Below are 19,126 nucleotides of genomic sequence, written 5' to 3' on the forward strand. Positions count from 1 at the left end.
TTAAAATTTAAATTCAATTATAAAAATAGATAACGGGGTGTTTTTAGAACTACTTTTTCTAATCTATATTATAAGCTGTTTCTTTATAACATCATGCATCGTAAATAACATAACTTCTACCTCAATTTAACTGGTGGTACATGGAATGATTTATATTTTACAAATGAGCGAGCTCTTCAGATAATTTTTTTGCTTTAGCTTTTAATTGTTCTTTTTGACCTTCCAAATCCGCCATTACAGTTAGAACCTCTTTATTATCGGGTTCTTCTCTAAATTGATTTAATACAGCAACAAGGGATTCTGAGACTTTGATCAAATTCTTGTTCACTTCATCTTGCTTTTTTAAATTAATAATTTCACATTTCTTTTTTTCTATATTATACATCTGCCTACTTCCTTTCTTTTAATATATAACTAGAGATTAATTACTTAGTTTTTTAAAATTTAAAGTCCGAATAAAAAAATATTGTAAATATAGGTTCTAGAGAATACCTGAACTATTAGGAACTTGTAATAATATATAAAATAATACGGTTTTCATCTTTTACATTGAGGTATCTTGAGCTTGATTTTGAACTGTAAAGATTTTGCTTCTATGGTATGCTGCATTTATTTCTCCTCCTATAACAAGAATTAAGCCAGTTAGGAAAAGCCATAGCATAAGCACGATTATTCCCCCAAGGCTGCCGTATGTCGCTGAATAACTTCCAAAGTTATTCACATAAAAAGAAAAAATTAGAGATGTTAATTGCCATAAGATAGTTGCCGCCATTGCGCCCGGCCATACATGTGTAAAAGGAAACGTCTTATTAGGAGCAAGATGATATAAGACAGAAAGAATACATACCATCATCCCAATTGCAACTATCCACCTTAGTATGTCTAAAATAATAGCCGTCCCAGGTGGGAATTAACATTTTTAAAAGAACACCTCCAAAAACAGGAAGAATAAGGGATACTAAAAGCGTTAAGATTAGCCCAATTGTTAATACAATTGATATTAATCTTACTTTTGTAAACGAACGAGTTTCCTCCACATCAAAGGCTTGATTTATTGCTTTTATAAAAGCATTTATACCATTTTAAGCAGACCATATAGTTCCTAAGATTCCGAATGTTAGAATTCCCCCACTGGGTTTACTAATAAATTGCACCACATTTTCTTTAAAAATAGTAGCAGTTTCACCCGGCATTACACTCTGTAATATATCAATGGCTTCCTTCGTTTCAATAGATAAATAGGGAACAATGGATAAAAGTAAAATAAGCATGGGGAAAATTGATAACATATAATAATAGGCCTGTTCAGCTGCAAGTTCAGTTGCACGGTATTCTTTCATTTCTAGTATAATTTTTTTACTAAAAGATATGATCTTATTCATTACATCCCTCAACTTTCTGTAATATTATTTAAAATTCTTTTCCCATTATTTAAAATTTTCAATCTAAAAATTATATAATGCTTCAAAAAATCCACATTTAAATAAAGAAACCTTTTAAGGAATAGTGTTTGATCGTTAAATATAACAGGAATGGTCTTATATAACTCAAAAATAGGTGATTTTTATGGTTAATGAAATATTAGAAAATTTATCAATAATCAATTTTCTTTGGTTTATTATTGATTTGAGTTTAATCCTTTTAGGAAACCGATTACTTCATTGGACAGTTAATTCTATTTCTAAAAAGAAGACATATCATCCAAAAAACTTTTTCACTTCTATTGTTTCTTTGTTAAATTGGATTACTATCTATGCTGTAATTTTTTTATTTTTATTCTCTTTTCCTAATAGAAAATGGATGTTCCGCCCCTTATATTCTCAAGGAGGAATAGATGTATCATTCTTCCTTATTTTAATTGTAATTATGAGTATATTATTTGCTCATAAACTCATTAAATTATTGACTATGCATGTATTGAAGCCAGTTTATAAACACTACAATATTAATAACGGTTTAGGGTATACATTTAATAAAATTATTTATTATACATTGATGATTATAGCCTTAGGAATAAGTTTTAAGAGCGTCGGGATTGACCTAACCGGATTAGGGACAATCTTTAGTGTGCTCGGTATTGGAATTGGTTTTGGAATGAGGAACATAGCAGGAAATTTTGTATGTGGAATTATTATTTTATTTGAAAGACCAATTGAAGTAGGAGAAGTTATTCAACTTAATGAGGGGATTGGTAGGGTAGAAAATATCAGGCTTAGATCTACAATTATTCGCACTGCTAAGGAAGGAACTTTAATTATACCTAATCAATATTTTATTGAGCACATTATTAAAAATCGAACTGGATCTGAAGTGATAGCAGAGGTTACCGTAAGTGTAGAATATGGAGTTAGTACAGAGAAAGTTGATAAGGTTCTCCAAGAAGCCGTATCAAAAGTTAAAGGAAAATCTGAAGGGATATTAAATGAACCAAATCCTACAATTCGATTTGTGAACTTTCGAAATAGAACTATGGATTTCTTAGTTGAGATCCCAGTAATAAATTTTGAGATTAAAGAACAAATAGAAAGCAAGCTACGACACTCTATAGTTCAAAGTTTTACAGAAGAAGGGATTAATCTTGCGCCTTATGAATTTAGCCAAGTCCTTTTAAATAAACTTGAAAAGTAATAGCCGAGAAATAAAAAAAGACATTCTAAATTAGAATGTCTTTTTTTTATTATAGATGCAGGAGCTACATCAAATCCATTCAATCTTAATATCCAATAAAAGGAGAGTGAACTTTTAAATAAATTCATTCTTTTAAATTTGAGAGTTTATTCATTATTTACTTGTTCTTTGATTTACTATTGCTTTTTCAATAGTATTATTCAATGCTTCTACAGCAGAAAAAATTCTTTTAATTCCACTTACACAATTTCTCTTTACCTCTGAAGGGTTGTTTTGTGATTTAACGGCTGTATTTGTAGTTACTTTTTTTATATCCTTTGTAAGTTTATTTACTTTAGTCCTTGTTCCATCATTTAACATAGATATAGCTACTCCTCCAATTATAGTACCTATTGTTAAACCTTTTATAAAATCTCTATTTCCAAATTTTCCAGTCTTATATACCTGTTCTTTCATAAATCTGTTACCCCTCTTTATATAATAATTATTTTTATTTTCAAGTTGTTTCTTTCCCTTTTAATTAAAAGTATTTGATTAAATATCACATAGAGGTTATTTATTAATATGTTGAGTTTTCATAAACGAATTTAAATACATTTCCTATATAACAGCCGTCTTAATATAAGAATGCGAATAGGGCAGCCTTTCTTTTTTCTATTATTAAGGTTCTAATAATACGTTTAATTTATTTTTTCCAATTTAATAATCCATCATCTTCATCGAACTCGATTAAAACATCAGTTATTCCCTTTTGTCCTAAAATCTTTTGCTCTAACCGATCTTTTATGTCATCTGCAACAGCAACTGTTAAGGTAGGATCAATTTCAATCTCTATTTCTACATGGAAATCTTCTCCTTCTTTAATAACATTTATCCCTTGTATATCTTTGACATCCGGATCCCTCATCACTAAAGAACCTATCCTGCCTTCCATTTTTTCATCAGCCTCTCCTATTGCTCCAGCAGCATTATCTAGAAAAACTTTTCCAACCACAAAGAACATCATTAACCCAATTAAAATTGAGGCAATTCCTTCAGCTTGATGATAAGACGTGAAATTAGAAATTATTACTGCAATAATAGCTAATATCCCACCTCCTGTTGCTACTAAATCTTCCATAAAAACCAGTTTTGTTGCCGGTTTTGCATTTCTTAACCTTTTAAAGCTTTGGAATAATATAGTTATCCCTTTAACTTCAATGTCCTCATCATGAACAATCTCCTTCATTGCTTTATATAGAACCGTTGCTTCAAGTATAACGGCGATGCCTAACACACTAACATTTAAAATAAAACCCGAGGATTCCGTGGGATGTAGTATATGACGAAAACCTTCTCTTATAGTTTCAAATGACATAATTCCTACAACTAATACAGCACCAAGTAAAACTAAATTTACCAGTCTTCCGAAACCATTTGGAAACCTAGCTGTGGGTGTTTTTTTGCTAAGGGCTGAACCTATAAAAACAAAAAATTGATTGGCGGCATCTCCTAGACTGTGCATTGTTTCTGCAAACATGGCAACATTACCCGTTAGTATAAAAGTCGTCCCTTTAATAATTGCAATAATGGCATTAACTATCCCTGCTAACATTGCAGACTTATTTCCTTTTTTTAATAATCGAAGCAATTCTCCCATTTTCTCACACTCTCTTTGGTTTCTTTATATTTAAGTTTTTTATTTTGGAATGAATAAATACTAAGTAAAATTCTTCATCCTTCAATTTGCTTTTTCCTGAATAGAATTGTTATAGATTAATATGTTTTTACATGAGATGGTCTTATACAGAAGTACAATTTAATTCGTATTCATACTCATTTTTATATGTTACTTATTCTCTTATTTACACATATTTAAACGATTAATTAGTAATAACCATTTTCAAATCTAATTAAGCAAAAATGGGTATATAAATTTATCTTTTTAACCAAGGAATAAGAGTTTTACATAAAAAAAATTCCATGGTTAATTTGTTTTAAGTATGGGTAAAAGTTAATTAAATATTTTAATAAGGAGGTGAAGTAACAATGGAAATTCTATGGATGCTAATTGTGGGTGGAATTATTGGTTGGCTTGCTGGTTTAATAACAGGACGGAATGTTCCTGGAGGTATTATTGGTAATATCATTGCTGGCTTTATTGGCGCTTGGTTAGGCGGCCTTATCCTTGGAGATTGGGGTCCAATCATTGGTGGGTTTGCAATCATCCCTGCAATTATTGGATCAATTATTTTGGTACTAGTCGTAAGCTTTATTTTACGAAAAATGGGTCAAAAGAATAATCATAGTCATCAAGCATAAGAAAGTGAAAAAATTCAAATTGGAGTGACTAAAAATGAAAGAAGAAAGCAGGTCTATGTTATCTAACTTTTTGGAAGAAAATCGATTTGAACTAGACTCTTACCTTACTTTTTTATTTGATCAAAATAATAATGATTCTGAAAATGGGTCAAAAGCTTAATGAACGATGAATTACTTTTTAGAGGAAAAGACAAGAAGATATTAAATTGGAATACAGTATAAGCGGTCTTATTAATTCAGTTTAGAATATATAAGGTCGCTTATTATTATGGAAAATGTTCAGAGATAAAGAATAAACGTGGATTTTCATATAACCATCCTATCTAACATTGACATCAAACTTACCATCTTCGTTTTCTAGCTCAAGCGTAACTGTCCCTCCGCCTTCTCTCCTATGTTCAGTCTTTATAACCCACATATAATCACTTCCTTTTTATAAAGTAGAATTTTCAGTACTTTGTTTGCATTATTCCAACCCATTTATCTCATTCATTTAAGGTTTCTCATTTATTGGAATTTTTATTACCATTGGCACTTGTGAATATCCTTTTTAGAGGCTACAAAAATCGTTGAAACAGCTGTATAAGCTAACTATAGAATATAGTGTTCTTAAAGAATAAATGTAATAAAAATACCAATTCAGATCCAATGTTACATATTTTTGTTATTGCTTTAAGCTATTTAAATAGAAATATCTAGGGAAACACATCTAATTTATACCATAATTCTACTTCATTATAATTATATGTTATTATAAATCAAAAGTGCTTATTTTAACTATAGTTATATATCATATACAGCTTAAAAACAGAAAAACCACTGAGCCTAATCAATGGTTTTCTGCTACACTTATTTAACCAAAGGATTGAAGCCTTTTGGCGTCATGAATAGTTTACTCAAAGAAATAAAATTTAAAATATACATACATTAAAAATGAAGTATATTTTAAATTTTATTTGAATGTACGTTTTGAACCATATAAAAAAGGGAATAGTAACTTAATTTTATTCCAGATAATTTTCAAATAAGAAAAATGGTTAATATGTTGAACAAACTGTAATAATGAATCTGGAGGGAAGGTATGTCAATTAATAAAGAAGTTTTCTATCGCGGTAAACGATTTAAGATTATTCATATTTATAGTTCTGGTTATTGTGAGCTTAGAAAAGTTAACGATCCTTTTAAAGTAGAACTAGCTTTATTAAATGATATCCTACTAACGGGATAATGATTACTGCATATTCTTATTTAACTAACCAAACCGAATTAATTTGATTTTTGTTATTAAATAAACATATTAATCATTTTTTTGATAAAAATAGAAGCCAAATTCTTTATATATAAAGGATTTGGCTTCTATTAATGTTGATGATGCTAACTAAAAATGTATATGATATACCGCGTAAAAACAGAAAAATTCAATTTTACAAACAATTAGTCATTAGTACGTTTGTTGGTGGATTTCCCACCCTTTTCACCGATTTCCTGGTAGAATTCTTTGTCATGGTTTTTAGCTGTAGCTTCTCCGCCTTTTTCGCCGATCTCTTGATAAAATTCTTTATCATGATTTTTGGCTGTAGTTTCTCCACCCTTTTCACCAATCTCTTGGTAAAATTCCTTATCATGATTTTTAGATGTGGCTTTGCCACCCATTCTTCCAGCTTCTTCCCGGCTCATTTTGTCATTATTTTTATTAGTTGTCATTTTACATTCCTCCTAATAATTTTGATATATATTTTGTCTTCCACGTTAAAAAAGAGCTAAACTATTTATTTTTATTTTCCTAATAATTGAGAATCATTTCCCGTTTTTTTATTTTGCAATTCCTCTTTTTGAAAAATCTTACTTATATTTGTTGATATGCTTTCTTTTAATATGAGGGTACCTATAAATCACCTTACGTAAAGTGAACTTGTATATCATATAAAATAATTTGTAGTCTAAATAACAAAAAAGCTACTTTTAAGGTAGCCTTTTTATGTTCTTCATTAACTTTCTTGGGATCTATAGAGTTTTGTTTTTTCCTTTTTTCCCCGTTACCCCGTTCTCATTTGAATTAATCAGTTGATCTCTGTTTCTTTTTCTTCTAGTAAGAAAATAGATAATAAAACCTATTAAAACTAATAAGGTAATGAGGAGAATACTTGTAGGAAAGTATAACGTACCTATGTGAATAGCAAGGAATTGAGTCATTCCCCCTTCACCTCCATATAAGATTAGTAAACGACTCTAGTGAGATACTTCTATTCACTACCCTTTCAGGGTATAAAAAAACATTTGTATAGAAGAATGAACCATATGTAGACAGCAACATACCAATAAGGTTTACTACTCTCAATCACTTAGTTTCTTCAACATTTATAGCACCGGTGAACCACTAAATACTTTTCTTTGCGATAATTACTATACGTTCTTGTTTCATTTCACCTACACATCGTTCAGCTTCTTCTTTTGTTAATCCTAATGAAGCCATTTTAGAACGAAGTTCATCTTCACGGGAAAATAACTTATTAACGGTAGATTCGAAAACCCCTTGTTCAGAAGTTCGATATTCTTTCGTATTTGTTATATCTGTTAAATATTCCGAACGCTCTTTATTATAGGTCAACAAGTAAACTTCACTTTTACTAAACCCATTGGTAAAAAAATCTTCAATGAACTTATTTGCCTGACCACTATTTTCTGCTACTTTAATTTCTTTCACTACTTTCTCCTCCTCTATCCCTATAAAATAGGTTGTTCTACTAATAGATATATCCTTCACCAGCTAATTAAAACCAATCCCATTCAGATACAGGATAAAGGTCGTATAAAGTGAGGTAAATTATCTACTTTCAAGGAACTAAAATGTGGATGTTTAAACTCCAAATGTATAGTTTATAAAAATTAGTTTTCCCACCATAGCCTAACTTTCTTAGGCTGAAAGATTAGATAAGATCGTTTATTTCTCCCTTAATGATTACGTTTTCTCTGTTAAAACATAGGGTAAATACTTGTGCAGACAAGAATATTTCTAAAACTAACTTAATATCTATACTTGCCTGTTAGAGAGTTCGCTGGTTATGGAGAACTTATAACAAACACTTTAGGATTAATAATGATAAGAAGGAGTTCTTGCCCAATGGAAAAGAAGTGGTGGAAAGAAAGTGTAGTTTATCAAATATACCCTATTAGCTTTAAAGATTCGAATGGTGATGGAATGGGAGATTTACAAGGGATTATTTCAAAGCTTGACTACTTAAAAGAGCTAGGCATTGAAGTGATTTGGCTATGCCCTATTTATCAATCACCAAATCATGATAATGGCTATGATATCAGTGATTATCGAGCTATTATGAAACAGTTTGGAACGATGGAGGACTTTGATGAACTATTAACTCAAGCACATAAACGTAATTTGAAGATTATTATGGACTTAGTTGTTAACCATACATCGGACGAACACCCTTGGTTTATTGAATCCCGTTCTTCTATAGATAACCCAAAGAGGGACTACTACATTTGGAGAAAAGGTAAAAATGGAGGTCCACCGAATAACTGGGAATCTTATTTTGGTGGATCTGTTTGGGAATATGATGAACTGACGGACGAGTACTATCTTCATCTCTACACTAAGCAACAACCAGATCTGAATTGGGATAATAAAAATGTTATAAGAGAAGTTGAAGAGATGGTGTCTTGGTGGCTAGATAAAGGAGTAGATGGATTTAGATTAGATGCTATTGCTCATATTGTTAAAGCTGAAAATCTTCCCGATGCGCCGAATCCAACTGGCCTTCCCTATGTAAGAGCCTATAAGCTATTTTCTAATTTGGAAAAAGTTCATACTCTACTTAGAAATTTATATGAGGAAGTACTGTATAAATACGATATCATGACAGTGGGGGAAACGTCGGGGTTAGGACCCGAACAAGCATTGAACTATATTGGAGATAAACGTCACGAACTAAATATGGTCTTTCATTTTGAACATATGCTGTTAGATTCAAAAGCTGGAGGGACCGGCAAATGGGAATTTAAGCCGTGGAACCTTCTAGATTTAAAGAATGTAATGAGTAAATGGCAAACGATTATTCATAATCAGGGCTGGAATGCAAATTATCTCTGTAACCATGATCAGCCTCGTTCAGTTTCACGTTTCGGAAATGATGGAAAATACCGAAAAGAATCAGCCAAAATGTTAGCAACGTTCTTGCTAACATTAGAAGGGACACCTTACATATTCCAAGGGGAGGAAATTGGCATGACAAATCCCAACTTCCCGTCCATTGAGGATTATCGAGATATTGAGACCCTTAACTATTATAAGGAAGCAATAGAAAGTGGAGCTTCGCTGGATTCTACCATGAAAGCAATTTGGAGGAAAAGTAGGGATAACTCCCGTACTCCTATGCAATGGGATGATACACATGCTGCAGGTTTTACTCAAGGTACACCTTGGATGAAGATAAACGCAAATTATAAAGAAATTAATGTACAGGAAGCTCTCCAGGATAAAAATTCTATTTTTCACTATTATCGAAAGATGATTGCATTGAGAAAGAAACATGATGTCCTTATTTATGGAGAATATAATCTCTTATTACCTATTAATCCAGACCTTTACGTATATACTCGTACGTTAGGTGAAGAAAAATTTTTAATTATATTGAATTTCTTTGATCGAACACCAGTGTTTGAAATGCCAGAAGAGTTAAGTACGCTGGATGCTAAACTTTTAATTTCTAATTATGACGTAGAAAGAGAAGATTTACATGGGTTAAAGTTACAGCCTTATGAATCTCGGATTTATAAATTACAAAAGAATTAATGATCGAAATTTCACCTTTACTTTAGGGTAGATATATTTAGAAGTATCATAATAATAAATTAAACTATATATTTCATATTTCAATCGATAATTTTCCCAAAATTATTACAATCATAAAATAAGTATATAAATAAGCCAAGACATTATAACCTGTCTTGGCTTATTTAAAAAATTCAATAACCCATAGATTTGAATTATATATCCAATTTTTATTATAAAATCAAATGGGTGTGGAGAAAGCTCAGCATGTTAAATAACTCTATATATACCATACATCATAAAAAGGCAAAAAATTAGAGGTTTAAAATGAACTAAAAATCTATCCATTATAAATTCTATAATAGAGAAAACTACAGGCTTTTTTTGATGATTGTTTTTATATTAGTTTAAAAAAGAGTCAAGATAAAATGAAAATAATGCAAATATAGCAAAATTACTAGCACTCATCCTTTATTTACCCCCGGCTAAAGGCTTGTGATACTACCAAATTTACGTGTTTTTTTCTCCTCAATGAGGGAATATCCAAAGTAATACTTATTTATAAGGAGTTGGGAAATCAGCATGACAATTAAAGCTCTTATACTTAATTGTACGTTAAAGAGAAGTCCTGAAGTCTCAAACACAGGTGCGTTAATTGGCGAAGTGGTGAAGATATTTGATAAGAATGAGGTGAAAACCGAAGTTATAACCCCCGCAGACTATAAGATTGGACATGGAATTACAGAAAAAGCAGTAAATGAAGAAGATGAATGGCCTTCTATTTTTGAAAAAGTAAAGGAAGCAGATATTGTACTAATAGGCTCTCCTATTTGGCTAGGTGAACAAAGCAGTATTACTACTCAAATTATAGAAAGGCTTTATGGTGGAAGTAGTCTAACAAATGATGAGGGTCAATACATTTACTACAACAAAGTAGGGGGAGTAGTAGTGACGGGAAATGAGGATGGTGCCAAACACGTTTCACGTTCGGTCATCTACGCATTATCTCATATAGGTTTTACCATTCCTCCCAATGTGGACACTTATTGGGTAGGAGAAGCAGGGCCGGGACCATCTTTTATTGAGGCAGAAGGATATAAAAATGATTTCACCATGCAACATGTAAAAATGATGGCTCATAATCTAATACATTTTGCAAGACTGTTGAAAAGTCACCCAATTCCTGCTGAAGGAAATGTAGTCAATAGTTAATAAAAGAGGATCCCATTAACGGGTCCTCTTTTATACGATTACATACACCCTGTAACTATTTTTGCGGAAAATCTTCCTTTTTATGTTAGCCTGCTTTGGTTGCAACTACTATTACTCGTCCCTCATCTAATTCTCTTTCATATTGTTGAGCTTCAATATCCGATAATCCTAAAGATTGAATTTTAGAACGTAATTCATCTCCACGAGATCGGAATACATTGGCTATTAAATCAAATGCTCCTTGTTCTGAGACACCAACATCGTTCGTCTCTAATGCTTCCGTTAAATCTTCAGAACGATTTTTATCATGAGCTAATAAATATACTTCATCTTTCGTGTATCCTCGGTTTAAAAATTGTTCGATTACCTCTTTTGCTTGAACTCCGTTTTCTACTACTCTTACATTTTTCATAAAAATCCTCCTTTATAAATGATATATACTCATTTCTAAGAAATAAAAGCCACTTTTATACTAACTGACAAAATGTCAGGAATTTTCTCAATCTACATTCCAATTTCCAACATGATATGTGTAAAATAAAACCCTTTTGTTCATAATTTCGATTGGCCAACGTTTTCGTTATTTAATTGGTTTCTGGATTTTTATTCTCATCATCTACATCATCTTTGTCTTTCCCGTCACTTGGACCATTATCTTGATCTACTCCGTCATTTACACCATTTTCTTTCAGATTCTTATCTACTTTATCTTTTTGATTCTCTAAATCCTTTTTGGTTTGTTCTTGCTTTTCTTTTGTATCTTTATCCATTTCATCTTTTTGTTCCCCATCGCTTACGCCATTATCTTGGTCTACTCCATCTCCACACCCAGATAATCCACCAAATGTTAAGGCTGCAGCCATACCACCTGCTACTAATTTCTTTGTCCAGTTCATTTCCATGACTCATTCCTCCTTCTAAGTTGAGGTAATTGGTTCGTTATGTAAACGCTGTACCCGTGTATTCTCCCCTTTAAACACATACTCATATAGCTTTCATAGTCATTCATTTTAAAGGTAAGTATAAGGGATTTTAACCTTTCCCAACTTTGCAACTGGAAAGCATGTTTTAGTAAGATTCAGAAGGGTATGAAACAAAATATAAATGAACTAAGGGAGGAATTAGGATGAATATCACTGAAGTAATGACTTCCAATGTTGATAAGTGTACTTCTCAAAGTACTTGCAGTGAAGTAGCTGAAAAGATGAAACAGTTAGATGTAGGAGTCATACCAGTTTGTGAAAATGATAAATTAGTAGGCATTGTCACTGATCGCGATTTAGTTATTAAAGGACTGGCCAATAATATGGAAGCTAATTCACCTATATCCGATTTAATTACCACAGATGTTATAACAGGAACAAAAGAGATGACTATAGACGAAGCAACAAACTTAATGTCACAACATCAAATTCGCCGACTTCCAATTGTAGAAAATGATCAATTAGTGGGCATTGTCTCCCTTGGAGATCTAGCTGTAGACAATCAAGCAAATCAAAAGGCTGGTAGAGCCCTTGAAGATATTTCCGTTCCAGCAAAACCTAGTAAATAAAACAAAGATGGGTAATCCATTAGGGGGTTCTCAACCCCTGATGAATCACCCCTTTTTTACAAACATGAGGATAAATAAACTGAGAAACTAATTGAAGTAAATGAAAAGTAAGAGTTTTAATCCAATTTTTCGAGAGTAAAATAGTTACAGTGAAAATAAATATAAAGGAGCGTACTCCAACATGCCAAACGTTCAAGTAGTAGAAAGAAGTGCTAGTGCAAAAGCAGCGATTGATGAATTCTTACGTGCAGGCTTTAATAAAGATGAAATCTATTTGCTTACTTCCAAAAGTGATATTTCTAGAGATTTAGCTAATGCGACTAATTCTGATAGCAATGAATTGTCTAACCATAACTTCATTAATTCAGATACAAATATATTACAAGTGAATGGGGATGAATCCCTTTCTAAAATGCAGTCTCTTGGGATATCTGATAACGATGCTGAGCGATATAAAAGAAGTATAGAAAAGGGATCGATAGTGATTGTTGTATCTAAAATAACTTAGTCCAAAAGGGTATTGTGTATCTTCTAGAAAGTTTATTTAACATAAAATGTCTAGATTTTTAATAAAGCTATCACCCTGCTCTAAAATATCAATATGGCAGTTAATTTATCTTAACCACAGGATCTCACGAGGATAAAGTAGACTTTACGCTTATTATCTAATTTATCGCAAACGCTTTCTTGATTTAAATAGCTTGATATAATAGTAGTGCATATTGGTTCTTAGATATCACTCCAACGAGTCCGCCACCCTTTCTAGGTTGCGGTTTTTTTAGTATTTAAACCAAAAATAACAGGTACTTTCTTTGTCAATCTGTTATTAATAATTCATGGAAATTCCTACAATTAACCTTTTAACCATTCGTTATAATAGATGGTAATAACTATTTATAGAAAGGAACATGTTTTAATGATGCAAACCGTTTTTTCTATTTTATTCCATGCGATGTTACCTTTGTCTATACCCGTCATTGCAGGGGCACTTCTTGCTCGTTTTAAGAACTTAGATACAAAACCTTTATTAACTTTATATCTCTACTTCCTCACCCCAGCTATCATTTTTGACACATTACATACAGCTAAAGTTTCATTTAATGATGTATATATGACACTTGCTTTTTCTATTTTAAATTTATTGTTATTATGGGCAGTTGCAAATATTATAGGAAAGATATTTAAGCTAACCTCTTCTGAAGTCGCTGGCCTTACATTGGTTTCTACTTTTACAAATAGTGTGAATTATGGACTTCCCCTTATTTTACTCGTATTGGGACACCTTGGGTTAGATAAAGCCTCTGTTTATGTTGTTATCCAAATGATTATTGTGAATACCATTGGTGTATATTTTGCAGCTCGTTCACAGTTTTCTGTAAAAAATGCTGTTAAATCTGTCTTTTCTCTTCCGGCAATCTATGCAGCCTTACTTGCAATTGTCCTGCGTTGTTTTTCAACCTCTTTACCTACAGGTATTGAAAAAGGCATTACAATGATAGCAGAAGCTTATTCTCCTGTGGTATTAGCTATACTTGGAGCACAAATGGTGAGGGTGAAAAAGCAAAGCCTAGAAGCAAGAGTTAAAGTAGCTTTTTGGTCTGGTTTATTTATTAGATTATTATTGTCACCTTTAGTAGCCCTATTCTGTTCATATCTTCTAAATATAAAAGGAACATTATATTCAGTCCTTTTTATATTAGCCTGTATGCCTGTTGCAGTAAATGCTGTTGTCCTAGCTGAAAAATTTAATGCATCGTCAAAGATTGTTTCTAAATCTATTCTTTGGACTACTTTGGCCTCCTTTATTATATTGCCAATTCTTATTGTTCTTATTAAATGAAAGGTTGTTAAAAGAACCTATGAAATCTCTAATTTCATAGACAAGTCCAACCTCATTAACTACATTTAACTATACACAAGTAGCAAGCATCACCTATTTTGCTAGCATGTCCAACAAAATAAAAAGGCAAAAGAACGTCACTTCCTTGCCTCGTAAGCTTTTACCTTATTATAAAATGTCGCTTTTTTCATTCCTACTTCATTCATAAATGCTACAGCAGTAATTTTTCCAGACGTCCATTCTTTATAGAGTCTACCCCACTCTTTAGGTAAAGCAATGACAGGGCGACCAAGGTGTTTTCCTTTAGATTTAGCAATGTCTATGCCTTCTCGTTGACGCTGTAAAATCGTTTCTCTTTCTTGTTGGGCCATAGAAGTATAGACCTCTATAATGATATTATTGATCATGTCTATGACCCACTCTTGCCCCGTTGGTACGTCTTGCATAGTAGTAGGTAAATCAATAATTTTGACTCTAATTCCTTCATTCCTAAACTGCTCTAAATACTTTTTAATCTGTGCTTTATTTCGTTCCAGACGATCAATAGATTTAATGTACAGTGTGTCACCATTTCTCATTGCTTTAAGCATATTCTGAAAGCCATCGCGTTCCATATCCTTACCACTAGCCTTATCACTGTATATGTATTTTTCATTCGTTACGTAAGGTTGTATTGCCTCTAACTGTCTATCTAAATTTTGTTCATTTGTACTTACACGAATATAGCCAAAATCGATTCCCATTGCTAAACCCATCCTTGTTTTATTAGATAGTTCAAGTATATGACAAAGTGTATAATAAGATCTATTATTTTTTGATCGTTTAAAAAGGTGTATTTTTAACAGTAAATAGACATTTTAACATTAATTTTTTTACCGTCTAAATAGGTGTACCTATTTAGACGGTATTTCGCCTTTACATCGCATAAAGTGTACTTCTAATCTTATACTGGTTTACGAAATGAATAGCACCATTTATCGTAATTTAATTTTTCTTCATAAAATCTATGAGCATCGATGCGTTGAATCCCTGACTCTAGAGCTACGAATTTAGCTCCATTGGACTTTGCCCACTCATCTATATAACTTAGTAACCTATAACCATAACCTTGGGAACGATGTGCAGCATCCGTTATTAGATCGTATATAAAGACATACTTTTTGTTATAAAAGTTTATCTGTAGACTTATTCCAGCTAAAGCTATAATGCTTTGTTCTCTGTAAAAGGCAAAAAGTTTATAGCCATTTTGTTTCATCTGTGTTAGAAGTTCTAAATAACTTTCCTCTGTTAAATCTGTGCGCAATTGACTTAATACCGGAAATGCTTCTAAAAATTGATTTTGAGTTGTTAATTCTAGTATTCTCTCTGTTGAACCTAGCATGTATTATCCCTCTAATCATCCATAATTGTTTTATTTAGTATATAGCTTAAAGGACTGCTAATACCTATGGTAGGGTCAGATTCCACATAATTCTAAGGGTCACTTTCTTGTTAACGTAATCACTCTTTCCGGAACCCATCAAAAAAACGAGCTTTTGATACAACAAGAGCTCGTTCGCTTTCCAAATCTTTTACCACGCAGTTAATCTTGTTCTTGTATCATTTTTCTCAGTAACATATTGAACATCTTTAAATTCATAAGCTTGCGCATTCCTATAAAGTAGTTCGAGCTTTTCTTTATCTTTGCAATAAACAGTAGTGTAACAGCTATCTACTACTAACAGAACAAGCTCGCAATCGCTTTCGATGAACTCTTCATAGATCTCAATCTTTGAAATCGTTTCTTGTGGATATGCTTTTAAGTCAGCAAAAATAATATAATAGAGGGTATTGGAACTTACTCATAAAGAACAAGTTTCAATACCCTCCATTTCATATACAACACTTGATATAGCATAATCATAATTCTATAATTTTTTCCATCCATACTACTTTTGTTTTCTTTTCAAGAGGAATTACACTTCTAAATTTTCTTTTCAGTACTTCTAAGCTTGAGCTATAAAATATGTTATCTTTTAAATGAAATTTTCTTTTCTGTTGTTTTAGCATATAAATACCATCAAAAGACAATGTCATCTTATAAAGTAAATTCCCTTGTTTTTCTATAACAGCTTGATAAGTTCCCATATAGTAACCTAAATGATCATAACCTTTCACTTTTCCCACCCATTTATTCAAATCAATCACCAATTTATAGAGTTTTTGAATACCTGCGCCATACTATTCAATAGTTGATGAACATAATAAGGTTTATTAATTTAGGATCTTTTAAAATCTCCTTTTACCAAGTTCATTGTTTCACGTTGAGTAGAAATAAAATTTAGTACATGTTGTTTTCCTGGTGCAGCTTGAATGGCCCCTTTTACCGAAGCAGTAAGTGCCCCACTCGCATTCGCAAAGGTAAGCAATTGCTGATGATGTTCACTAACTGTTTGACATAGGTTCTCTCTCGATGTGTCAAGGGAAATCAACACTGATAAGAATCCACCTATAAATGCGTCACCTGCCCCTGTGGTATCTGAAACAGTTACTTTAAATCCTTTATCCTCAAATCGTTCTCCATTTTTCAGATAGATAATAGCCCCATCTTTTCCTTTTGTGTAAACGACTACTTTTACATTGCCAACAAAAAGAGAGTTAATAGCTTCTCTTTCTCCCTTAATATTGGTTATAAAAAATAATTCTTCATCCGATACTTTTACAAGATCGGCTAATGGTAAAAAGTCTAGAATTGTTCGGCGACAACTCTCCTTATCGGGCCATAAAGGAAGGCGAACATTTGGATCAAAACTGACAATTCCACCTGTTGCTTGAAAAGCATTTATTACTTCTATATGAGTTTGTTTCATTGGGCTTTCAACTAAATCTACCGAACAAAAATGAAGCATATCTTCTTTATCAAACCACTCAGATTTGACTTCATTTGGTAAAAGTAATAAATCAGCTGAATTCTTTCGATAAAAGCTAAAATCTCTCTCCCCTGATTTATCTACAGATACAAATGCTAGACCAGTCTCTCCTTCATTACATCGAATAATGTAAGACGTATCGACACCATTCTCTTGAAGTACATCCACTAAATAATCACCAAAACTATCTTTAGCTATTTTAGTTAACATGACTGAGCTTCCCTCATATTTTGCAACTGCAATCGCAACGTTCATAGGGGCCCCACCAGCCACACGTTCAAAACTAGTAACTTCTTTTAAAGACTTTTCTTTTTGAACAGGAATAAAATCAATTAATGTCTCACCAATACAAAAAACTCTCTTCAATATCTTCACCCCAAAACAATGAACAAGTGTCTAGGCACTTGTTCATTTATAATTTATTTCCAAATATCTTTTAGTTTCCAATATGTTAATTCCTTAATTTTCACATCACCACTATCAGCGAATAACTCAATGCCTAATCTATCTTCAGTTGGATAAATACGACTTGTCATCGTTGTTTGTCCCTCATTTGCAAATACTTCAATAGAGGATCGATCAAGGAATATGCGTAAGGAAAGCTCTTGATTTGCCCTAAGAATGGTATTTCTTACACCATCTTCAACTTTACCAGACTTAGAACAATCGAGTTTTAGTGTTTGTTTGTCCAAGTGATACGTTAATACAGTCTCTTCCTGGTTAATTCCACGAATTTTTATTCCAACCGACTGAGCGTTACAATTGGTTAGGTCAAACACAGCTTTTATTTCAAGTAAATCTTCGTTTGTTTCTATTAAATAGCTATTAGAAGTTACATTGGTAAGTGTATTATGTTCAATCTCACGCAATAAGTTTAATTCTTCCACAGGATTCATTAAAACTTTATCATTCTCTCCTAAAGTAACTTCACGTGGTAATGTAAGTGCTCCACACCATCCATCTTCTTTTGTTGGCATATCTGACTCCCACATATCCATCCAACCAATGGCAATTCGACGTCCCTTTTCATCTAATAACGTTTGAACTGCATAAAAATCATGTCCATTATCTAACTCATTAAATGAGCCGTGTGTAAACTCGTTTGTTTCGTAATTGTAATCTCCAATTAAATATCCCGTTTGGAATAAGTTGTTGTATAAATCTCCATCTTTTTTAATGCCTTGTGGAGAAATCATGAGAACGTGTTTTCCATCTAATTCAAAGAAATCTGGACATTCCCACATGAATCCAAGGTTTTCGTTTCCTTGTGCCAATACACCAATATATGACCACGTACGTAAATCTGGAGAACGATATAAAATTACTCTGCCCACATTCTCCTTGGTCGAATTTCCTAGTACCATATACCAACTATCTTTGTATTTCCATACTTTAGGGTCACGGAAATGATGATTACTATCCGTAGGTGGCTCAGGAATTACTGGATTTTCTGCAATCTTATGAAATGTGACACCATCGGTACTAACCGCAATATTTTGATTTTGATAAAAAATATCTTTTTCCTTATCAGTATAATTGTGTCCGGTATAGATTAATGTTAATTCCCCATTATTATCTACAGCGCTTCCCGAGAAACACCCGTCACTATCACAAGCATCACCAGGAGCTAAAGCGATAGGCAAGTGTTCCCAATGAACAAGATCTTTACTTTTTACATGCCCCCAGTGCATCGGACCCCAGTTTTCATCGTAAGGGTGATGCTGATAAAATACGTGGTATTCTCCTTTATACTGTACTAAACCATTTGGATCATTGATCCAGTTCGCTGGTGCCATAATATGATAACCTAGTCGATAACGGTTATTCATTTTTTCTTTTGTATTCCTAAGTGCCTCTTCTGCTTGCTGAATTCTATTTACTGTTAACATCCTAAT

General features: G+C 32.4%; 21 protein-coding genes and 2 pseudogenes. 9 read left to right on the forward strand and 14 right to left on the reverse strand.

Annotated features, from left to right (window positions below; all coding sequences use genetic code 11):
• Positions 1 to 157 precede the first annotated feature (157 nt).
• Positions 158 to 385, reverse strand: a complete 228-nt coding sequence (locus SB717_RS22155) for a hypothetical protein (protein WP_410904733.1) — start codon at positions 383 to 385, stop codon at positions 158 to 160.
• A gap of 159 nt (positions 386 to 544) precedes the next feature.
• Positions 545 to 1,382 (reverse strand): annotated as a pseudogene (locus tag SB717_RS22160) (YihY/virulence factor BrkB family protein).
• Between the two features lie 184 nt (positions 1,383 to 1,566).
• On the opposite strand from SB717_RS22160, the gene SB717_RS22165 reads away from it, so the two are divergent.
• Positions 1,567 to 2,628 carry a mechanosensitive ion channel family protein gene (locus tag SB717_RS22165; RefSeq protein WP_410904734.1) on the forward strand — a complete coding sequence of 354 codons (1,062 nt, stop codon included), beginning with the start codon at positions 1,567 to 1,569 and terminating at the stop codon, positions 2,626 to 2,628.
• A 153-nt stretch (positions 2,629 to 2,781) separates the two neighbouring features.
• On the opposite strand, the gene SB717_RS22170 is transcribed toward SB717_RS22165, so the two are convergent.
• Together SB717_RS22170 and SB717_RS22175 are read right to left on the reverse strand one after the other, a co-directional pair.
• A complete protein-coding gene (locus SB717_RS22170) occupies positions 2,782 to 3,084 on the reverse strand; it encodes a hypothetical protein (protein WP_410904735.1) in 303 nt (100 codons plus the stop codon).
• A 229-nt stretch (positions 3,085 to 3,313) separates the two neighbouring features.
• Positions 3,314 to 4,267: a cation diffusion facilitator family transporter gene (locus tag SB717_RS22175; RefSeq protein WP_410904736.1), complete on the reverse strand. Its 954-nt coding sequence runs from the start codon at positions 4,265 to 4,267 to the stop codon at positions 3,314 to 3,316.
• 389 nt (positions 4,268 to 4,656) lie between these two features.
• Between SB717_RS22175 and SB717_RS22180 the strand changes: the two genes are divergently transcribed.
• From SB717_RS22180 to SB717_RS22190, 3 genes are all read left to right on the forward strand, one after another.
• Positions 4,657 to 4,929, forward strand: coding sequence for a GlsB/YeaQ/YmgE family stress response membrane protein (locus SB717_RS22180; protein WP_410904737.1), 273 nt, complete (start codon positions 4,657 to 4,659; stop codon positions 4,927 to 4,929).
• A gap of 34 nt (positions 4,930 to 4,963) precedes the next feature.
• Entirely contained in the window at positions 4,964 to 5,089 is a 126-nt protein-coding gene (locus tag SB717_RS22185; protein WP_410904738.1) for a hypothetical protein, read from the forward strand.
• 921 nt (positions 5,090 to 6,010) lie between these two features.
• The gene (locus SB717_RS22190; protein ID WP_013060133.1) at positions 6,011 to 6,157 is read left to right on the forward strand and encodes a hypothetical protein; all 147 of its coding nucleotides are present in this window, start codon (positions 6,011 to 6,013) and stop codon (positions 6,155 to 6,157) included.
• 206 nt (positions 6,158 to 6,363) lie between these two features.
• On the opposite strand, the gene SB717_RS22195 is transcribed toward SB717_RS22190, so the two are convergent.
• Both SB717_RS22195 and SB717_RS22200 read right to left on the reverse strand, forming a co-directional pair.
• Positions 6,364 to 6,633, reverse strand: coding sequence for a KGG domain-containing protein (locus tag SB717_RS22195; RefSeq protein ID WP_410904739.1), 270 nt, complete (start codon positions 6,631 to 6,633; stop codon positions 6,364 to 6,366).
• A gap of 673 nt (positions 6,634 to 7,306) precedes the next feature.
• Positions 7,307 to 7,633 carry a YflT domain-containing protein gene (locus SB717_RS22200; protein ID WP_410904740.1) on the reverse strand — a complete coding sequence of 109 codons (327 nt, stop codon included), beginning with the start codon at positions 7,631 to 7,633 and terminating at the stop codon, positions 7,307 to 7,309.
• A 417-nt stretch (positions 7,634 to 8,050) separates the two neighbouring features.
• On the opposite strand from SB717_RS22200, the gene SB717_RS22205 reads away from it, so the two are divergent.
• Together SB717_RS22205 and SB717_RS22210 are read left to right on the forward strand one after the other, a co-directional pair.
• Positions 8,051 to 9,739, forward strand: coding sequence for a glycoside hydrolase family 13 protein (locus tag SB717_RS22205; RefSeq protein WP_410904741.1), 1,689 nt, complete (start codon positions 8,051 to 8,053; stop codon positions 9,737 to 9,739).
• Positions 9,740 to 10,300: 561 nt separating this feature from the next.
• Complete coding sequence (locus SB717_RS22210; RefSeq protein WP_410904742.1) at positions 10,301 to 10,930, forward strand: flavodoxin family protein; 630 nt, start codon at positions 10,301 to 10,303, stop codon at positions 10,928 to 10,930.
• 85 nt (positions 10,931 to 11,015) lie between these two features.
• Here the strand turns inward: SB717_RS22210 and SB717_RS22215 are convergent, their stop codons facing one another.
• Both SB717_RS22215 and SB717_RS22220 read right to left on the reverse strand, forming a co-directional pair.
• The gene (locus tag SB717_RS22215) at positions 11,016 to 11,342 is read right to left on the reverse strand and encodes a YflT domain-containing protein (protein ID WP_308345922.1); all 327 of its coding nucleotides are present in this window, start codon (positions 11,340 to 11,342) and stop codon (positions 11,016 to 11,018) included.
• Positions 11,343 to 11,514: 172 nt separating this feature from the next.
• Entirely contained in the window at positions 11,515 to 11,832 is a 318-nt protein-coding gene (locus SB717_RS22220) for a hypothetical protein (protein ID WP_410904743.1), read from the reverse strand.
• 224 nt (positions 11,833 to 12,056) lie between these two features.
• On the opposite strand from SB717_RS22220, the gene SB717_RS22225 reads away from it, so the two are divergent.
• The 3 genes from SB717_RS22225 to SB717_RS22235 all read left to right on the forward strand — a co-directional run bounded on the left by SB717_RS22225 (position 12,057) and on the right by SB717_RS22235 (position 14,322).
• Positions 12,057 to 12,482 (forward strand): CBS domain-containing protein, encoded by a 426-nt coding sequence (locus SB717_RS22225; RefSeq protein ID WP_410904744.1) that lies wholly within the window; start codon positions 12,057 to 12,059, stop codon positions 12,480 to 12,482.
• A 181-nt stretch (positions 12,483 to 12,663) separates the two neighbouring features.
• Positions 12,664 to 12,990 (forward strand): general stress protein, encoded by a 327-nt coding sequence (locus SB717_RS22230; protein WP_410904745.1) that lies wholly within the window; start codon positions 12,664 to 12,666, stop codon positions 12,988 to 12,990.
• Positions 12,991 to 13,398: 408 nt separating this feature from the next.
• Complete coding sequence (locus tag SB717_RS22235) at positions 13,399 to 14,322, forward strand: AEC family transporter (protein ID WP_410904746.1); 924 nt, start codon at positions 13,399 to 13,401, stop codon at positions 14,320 to 14,322.
• 137 nt (positions 14,323 to 14,459) lie between these two features.
• Here the strand turns inward: SB717_RS22235 and SB717_RS22240 are convergent, their stop codons facing one another.
• From SB717_RS22240 to SB717_RS22265, 6 genes and pseudogenes are all read right to left on the reverse strand, one after another.
• Complete coding sequence (locus SB717_RS22240) at positions 14,460 to 15,065, reverse strand: recombinase family protein (RefSeq protein WP_410904747.1); 606 nt, start codon at positions 15,063 to 15,065, stop codon at positions 14,460 to 14,462.
• Between the two features lie 200 nt (positions 15,066 to 15,265).
• A complete protein-coding gene (locus SB717_RS22245) occupies positions 15,266 to 15,703 on the reverse strand; it encodes a GNAT family N-acetyltransferase (RefSeq protein WP_221790708.1) in 438 nt (145 codons plus the stop codon).
• A 190-nt stretch (positions 15,704 to 15,893) separates the two neighbouring features.
• A pseudogene (locus tag SB717_RS22250) lies at positions 15,894 to 16,142 on the reverse strand (DUF2691 family protein); the annotation flags it as partial.
• A 79-nt stretch (positions 16,143 to 16,221) separates the two neighbouring features.
• Positions 16,222 to 16,479 (reverse strand): hypothetical protein, encoded by a 258-nt coding sequence (locus SB717_RS22255; RefSeq protein WP_216885299.1) that lies wholly within the window; start codon positions 16,477 to 16,479, stop codon positions 16,222 to 16,224.
• Positions 16,480 to 16,580: 101 nt separating this feature from the next.
• On the reverse strand, positions 16,581 to 17,597 hold the full coding sequence (locus SB717_RS22260; protein WP_410904748.1) for a carbohydrate kinase family protein: 1,017 nt from the start codon (positions 17,595 to 17,597) through the stop codon (positions 16,581 to 16,583).
• A gap of 53 nt (positions 17,598 to 17,650) precedes the next feature.
• Positions 17,651 to 19,120, reverse strand: a complete 1,470-nt coding sequence (locus SB717_RS22265) for a glycoside hydrolase family 32 protein (RefSeq protein ID WP_330534390.1) — start codon at positions 19,118 to 19,120, stop codon at positions 17,651 to 17,653.
• Positions 19,121 to 19,126: the final 6 nt, after the last annotated feature.

This window comes from Priestia sp. SIMBA_032, assembly GCF_046535215.1.
GTDB classification, from domain to species: Bacteria; Bacillota; Bacilli; order Bacillales; family Bacillaceae_H; genus Priestia; species Priestia aryabhattai.

Bases quoted from the DNA above. Each gene is read 5' to 3' on its own strand.
- SB717_RS22195 (WP_410904739.1), bottom strand. From the start codon at position 6,633: ATGACAACTAATAAAAATAATGACAAAATGAGCCGGGAAGAAGCTGGA.
- SB717_RS22230 (WP_410904745.1), top strand. From the start codon at position 12,664: ATGCCAAACGTTCAAGTAGTAGAAAGAAGTGCTAGTGCAAAAGCAGCG.
- SB717_RS22220 (WP_410904743.1), bottom strand. From the start codon at position 11,832: ATGGAAATGAACTGGACAAAGAAATTAGTAGCAGGTGGTATGGCTGCA.
- SB717_RS22235 (WP_410904746.1), top strand. From the start codon at position 13,399: ATGATGCAAACCGTTTTTTCTATTTTATTCCATGCGATGTTACCTTTG.
- SB717_RS22265 (WP_330534390.1), bottom strand. From the start codon at position 19,120: ATGTTAACAGTAAATAGAATTCAGCAAGCAGAAGAGGCACTTAGGAAT.
- SB717_RS22175 (WP_410904736.1), bottom strand. From the start codon at position 4,267: ATGGGAGAATTGCTTCGATTATTAAAAAAAGGAAATAAGTCTGCAATG.
- SB717_RS22225 (WP_410904744.1), top strand. From the start codon at position 12,057: ATGAATATCACTGAAGTAATGACTTCCAATGTTGATAAGTGTACTTCT.
- SB717_RS22155 (WP_410904733.1), bottom strand. From the start codon at position 385: ATGTATAATATAGAAAAAAAGAAATGTGAAATTATTAATTTAAAAAAG.
- SB717_RS22205 (WP_410904741.1), top strand. From the start codon at position 8,051: ATGGAAAAGAAGTGGTGGAAAGAAAGTGTAGTTTATCAAATATACCCT.
- SB717_RS22240 (WP_410904747.1), bottom strand. From the start codon at position 15,065: ATGGGAATCGATTTTGGCTATATTCGTGTAAGTACAAATGAACAAAAT.
- SB717_RS22185 (WP_410904738.1), top strand. From the start codon at position 4,964: ATGAAAGAAGAAAGCAGGTCTATGTTATCTAACTTTTTGGAAGAAAAT.
- SB717_RS22165 (WP_410904734.1), top strand. From the start codon at position 1,567: ATGGTTAATGAAATATTAGAAAATTTATCAATAATCAATTTTCTTTGG.
- SB717_RS22245 (WP_221790708.1), bottom strand. From the start codon at position 15,703: ATGCTAGGTTCAACAGAGAGAATACTAGAATTAACAACTCAAAATCAA.
- SB717_RS22210 (WP_410904742.1), top strand. From the start codon at position 10,301: ATGACAATTAAAGCTCTTATACTTAATTGTACGTTAAAGAGAAGTCCT.
- SB717_RS22215 (WP_308345922.1), bottom strand. From the start codon at position 11,342: ATGAAAAATGTAAGAGTAGTAGAAAACGGAGTTCAAGCAAAAGAGGTA.
- SB717_RS22190 (WP_013060133.1), top strand. From the start codon at position 6,011: ATGTCAATTAATAAAGAAGTTTTCTATCGCGGTAAACGATTTAAGATT.
- SB717_RS22170 (WP_410904735.1), bottom strand. From the start codon at position 3,084: ATGAAAGAACAGGTATATAAGACTGGAAAATTTGGAAATAGAGATTTT.
- SB717_RS22180 (WP_410904737.1), top strand. From the start codon at position 4,657: ATGGAAATTCTATGGATGCTAATTGTGGGTGGAATTATTGGTTGGCTT.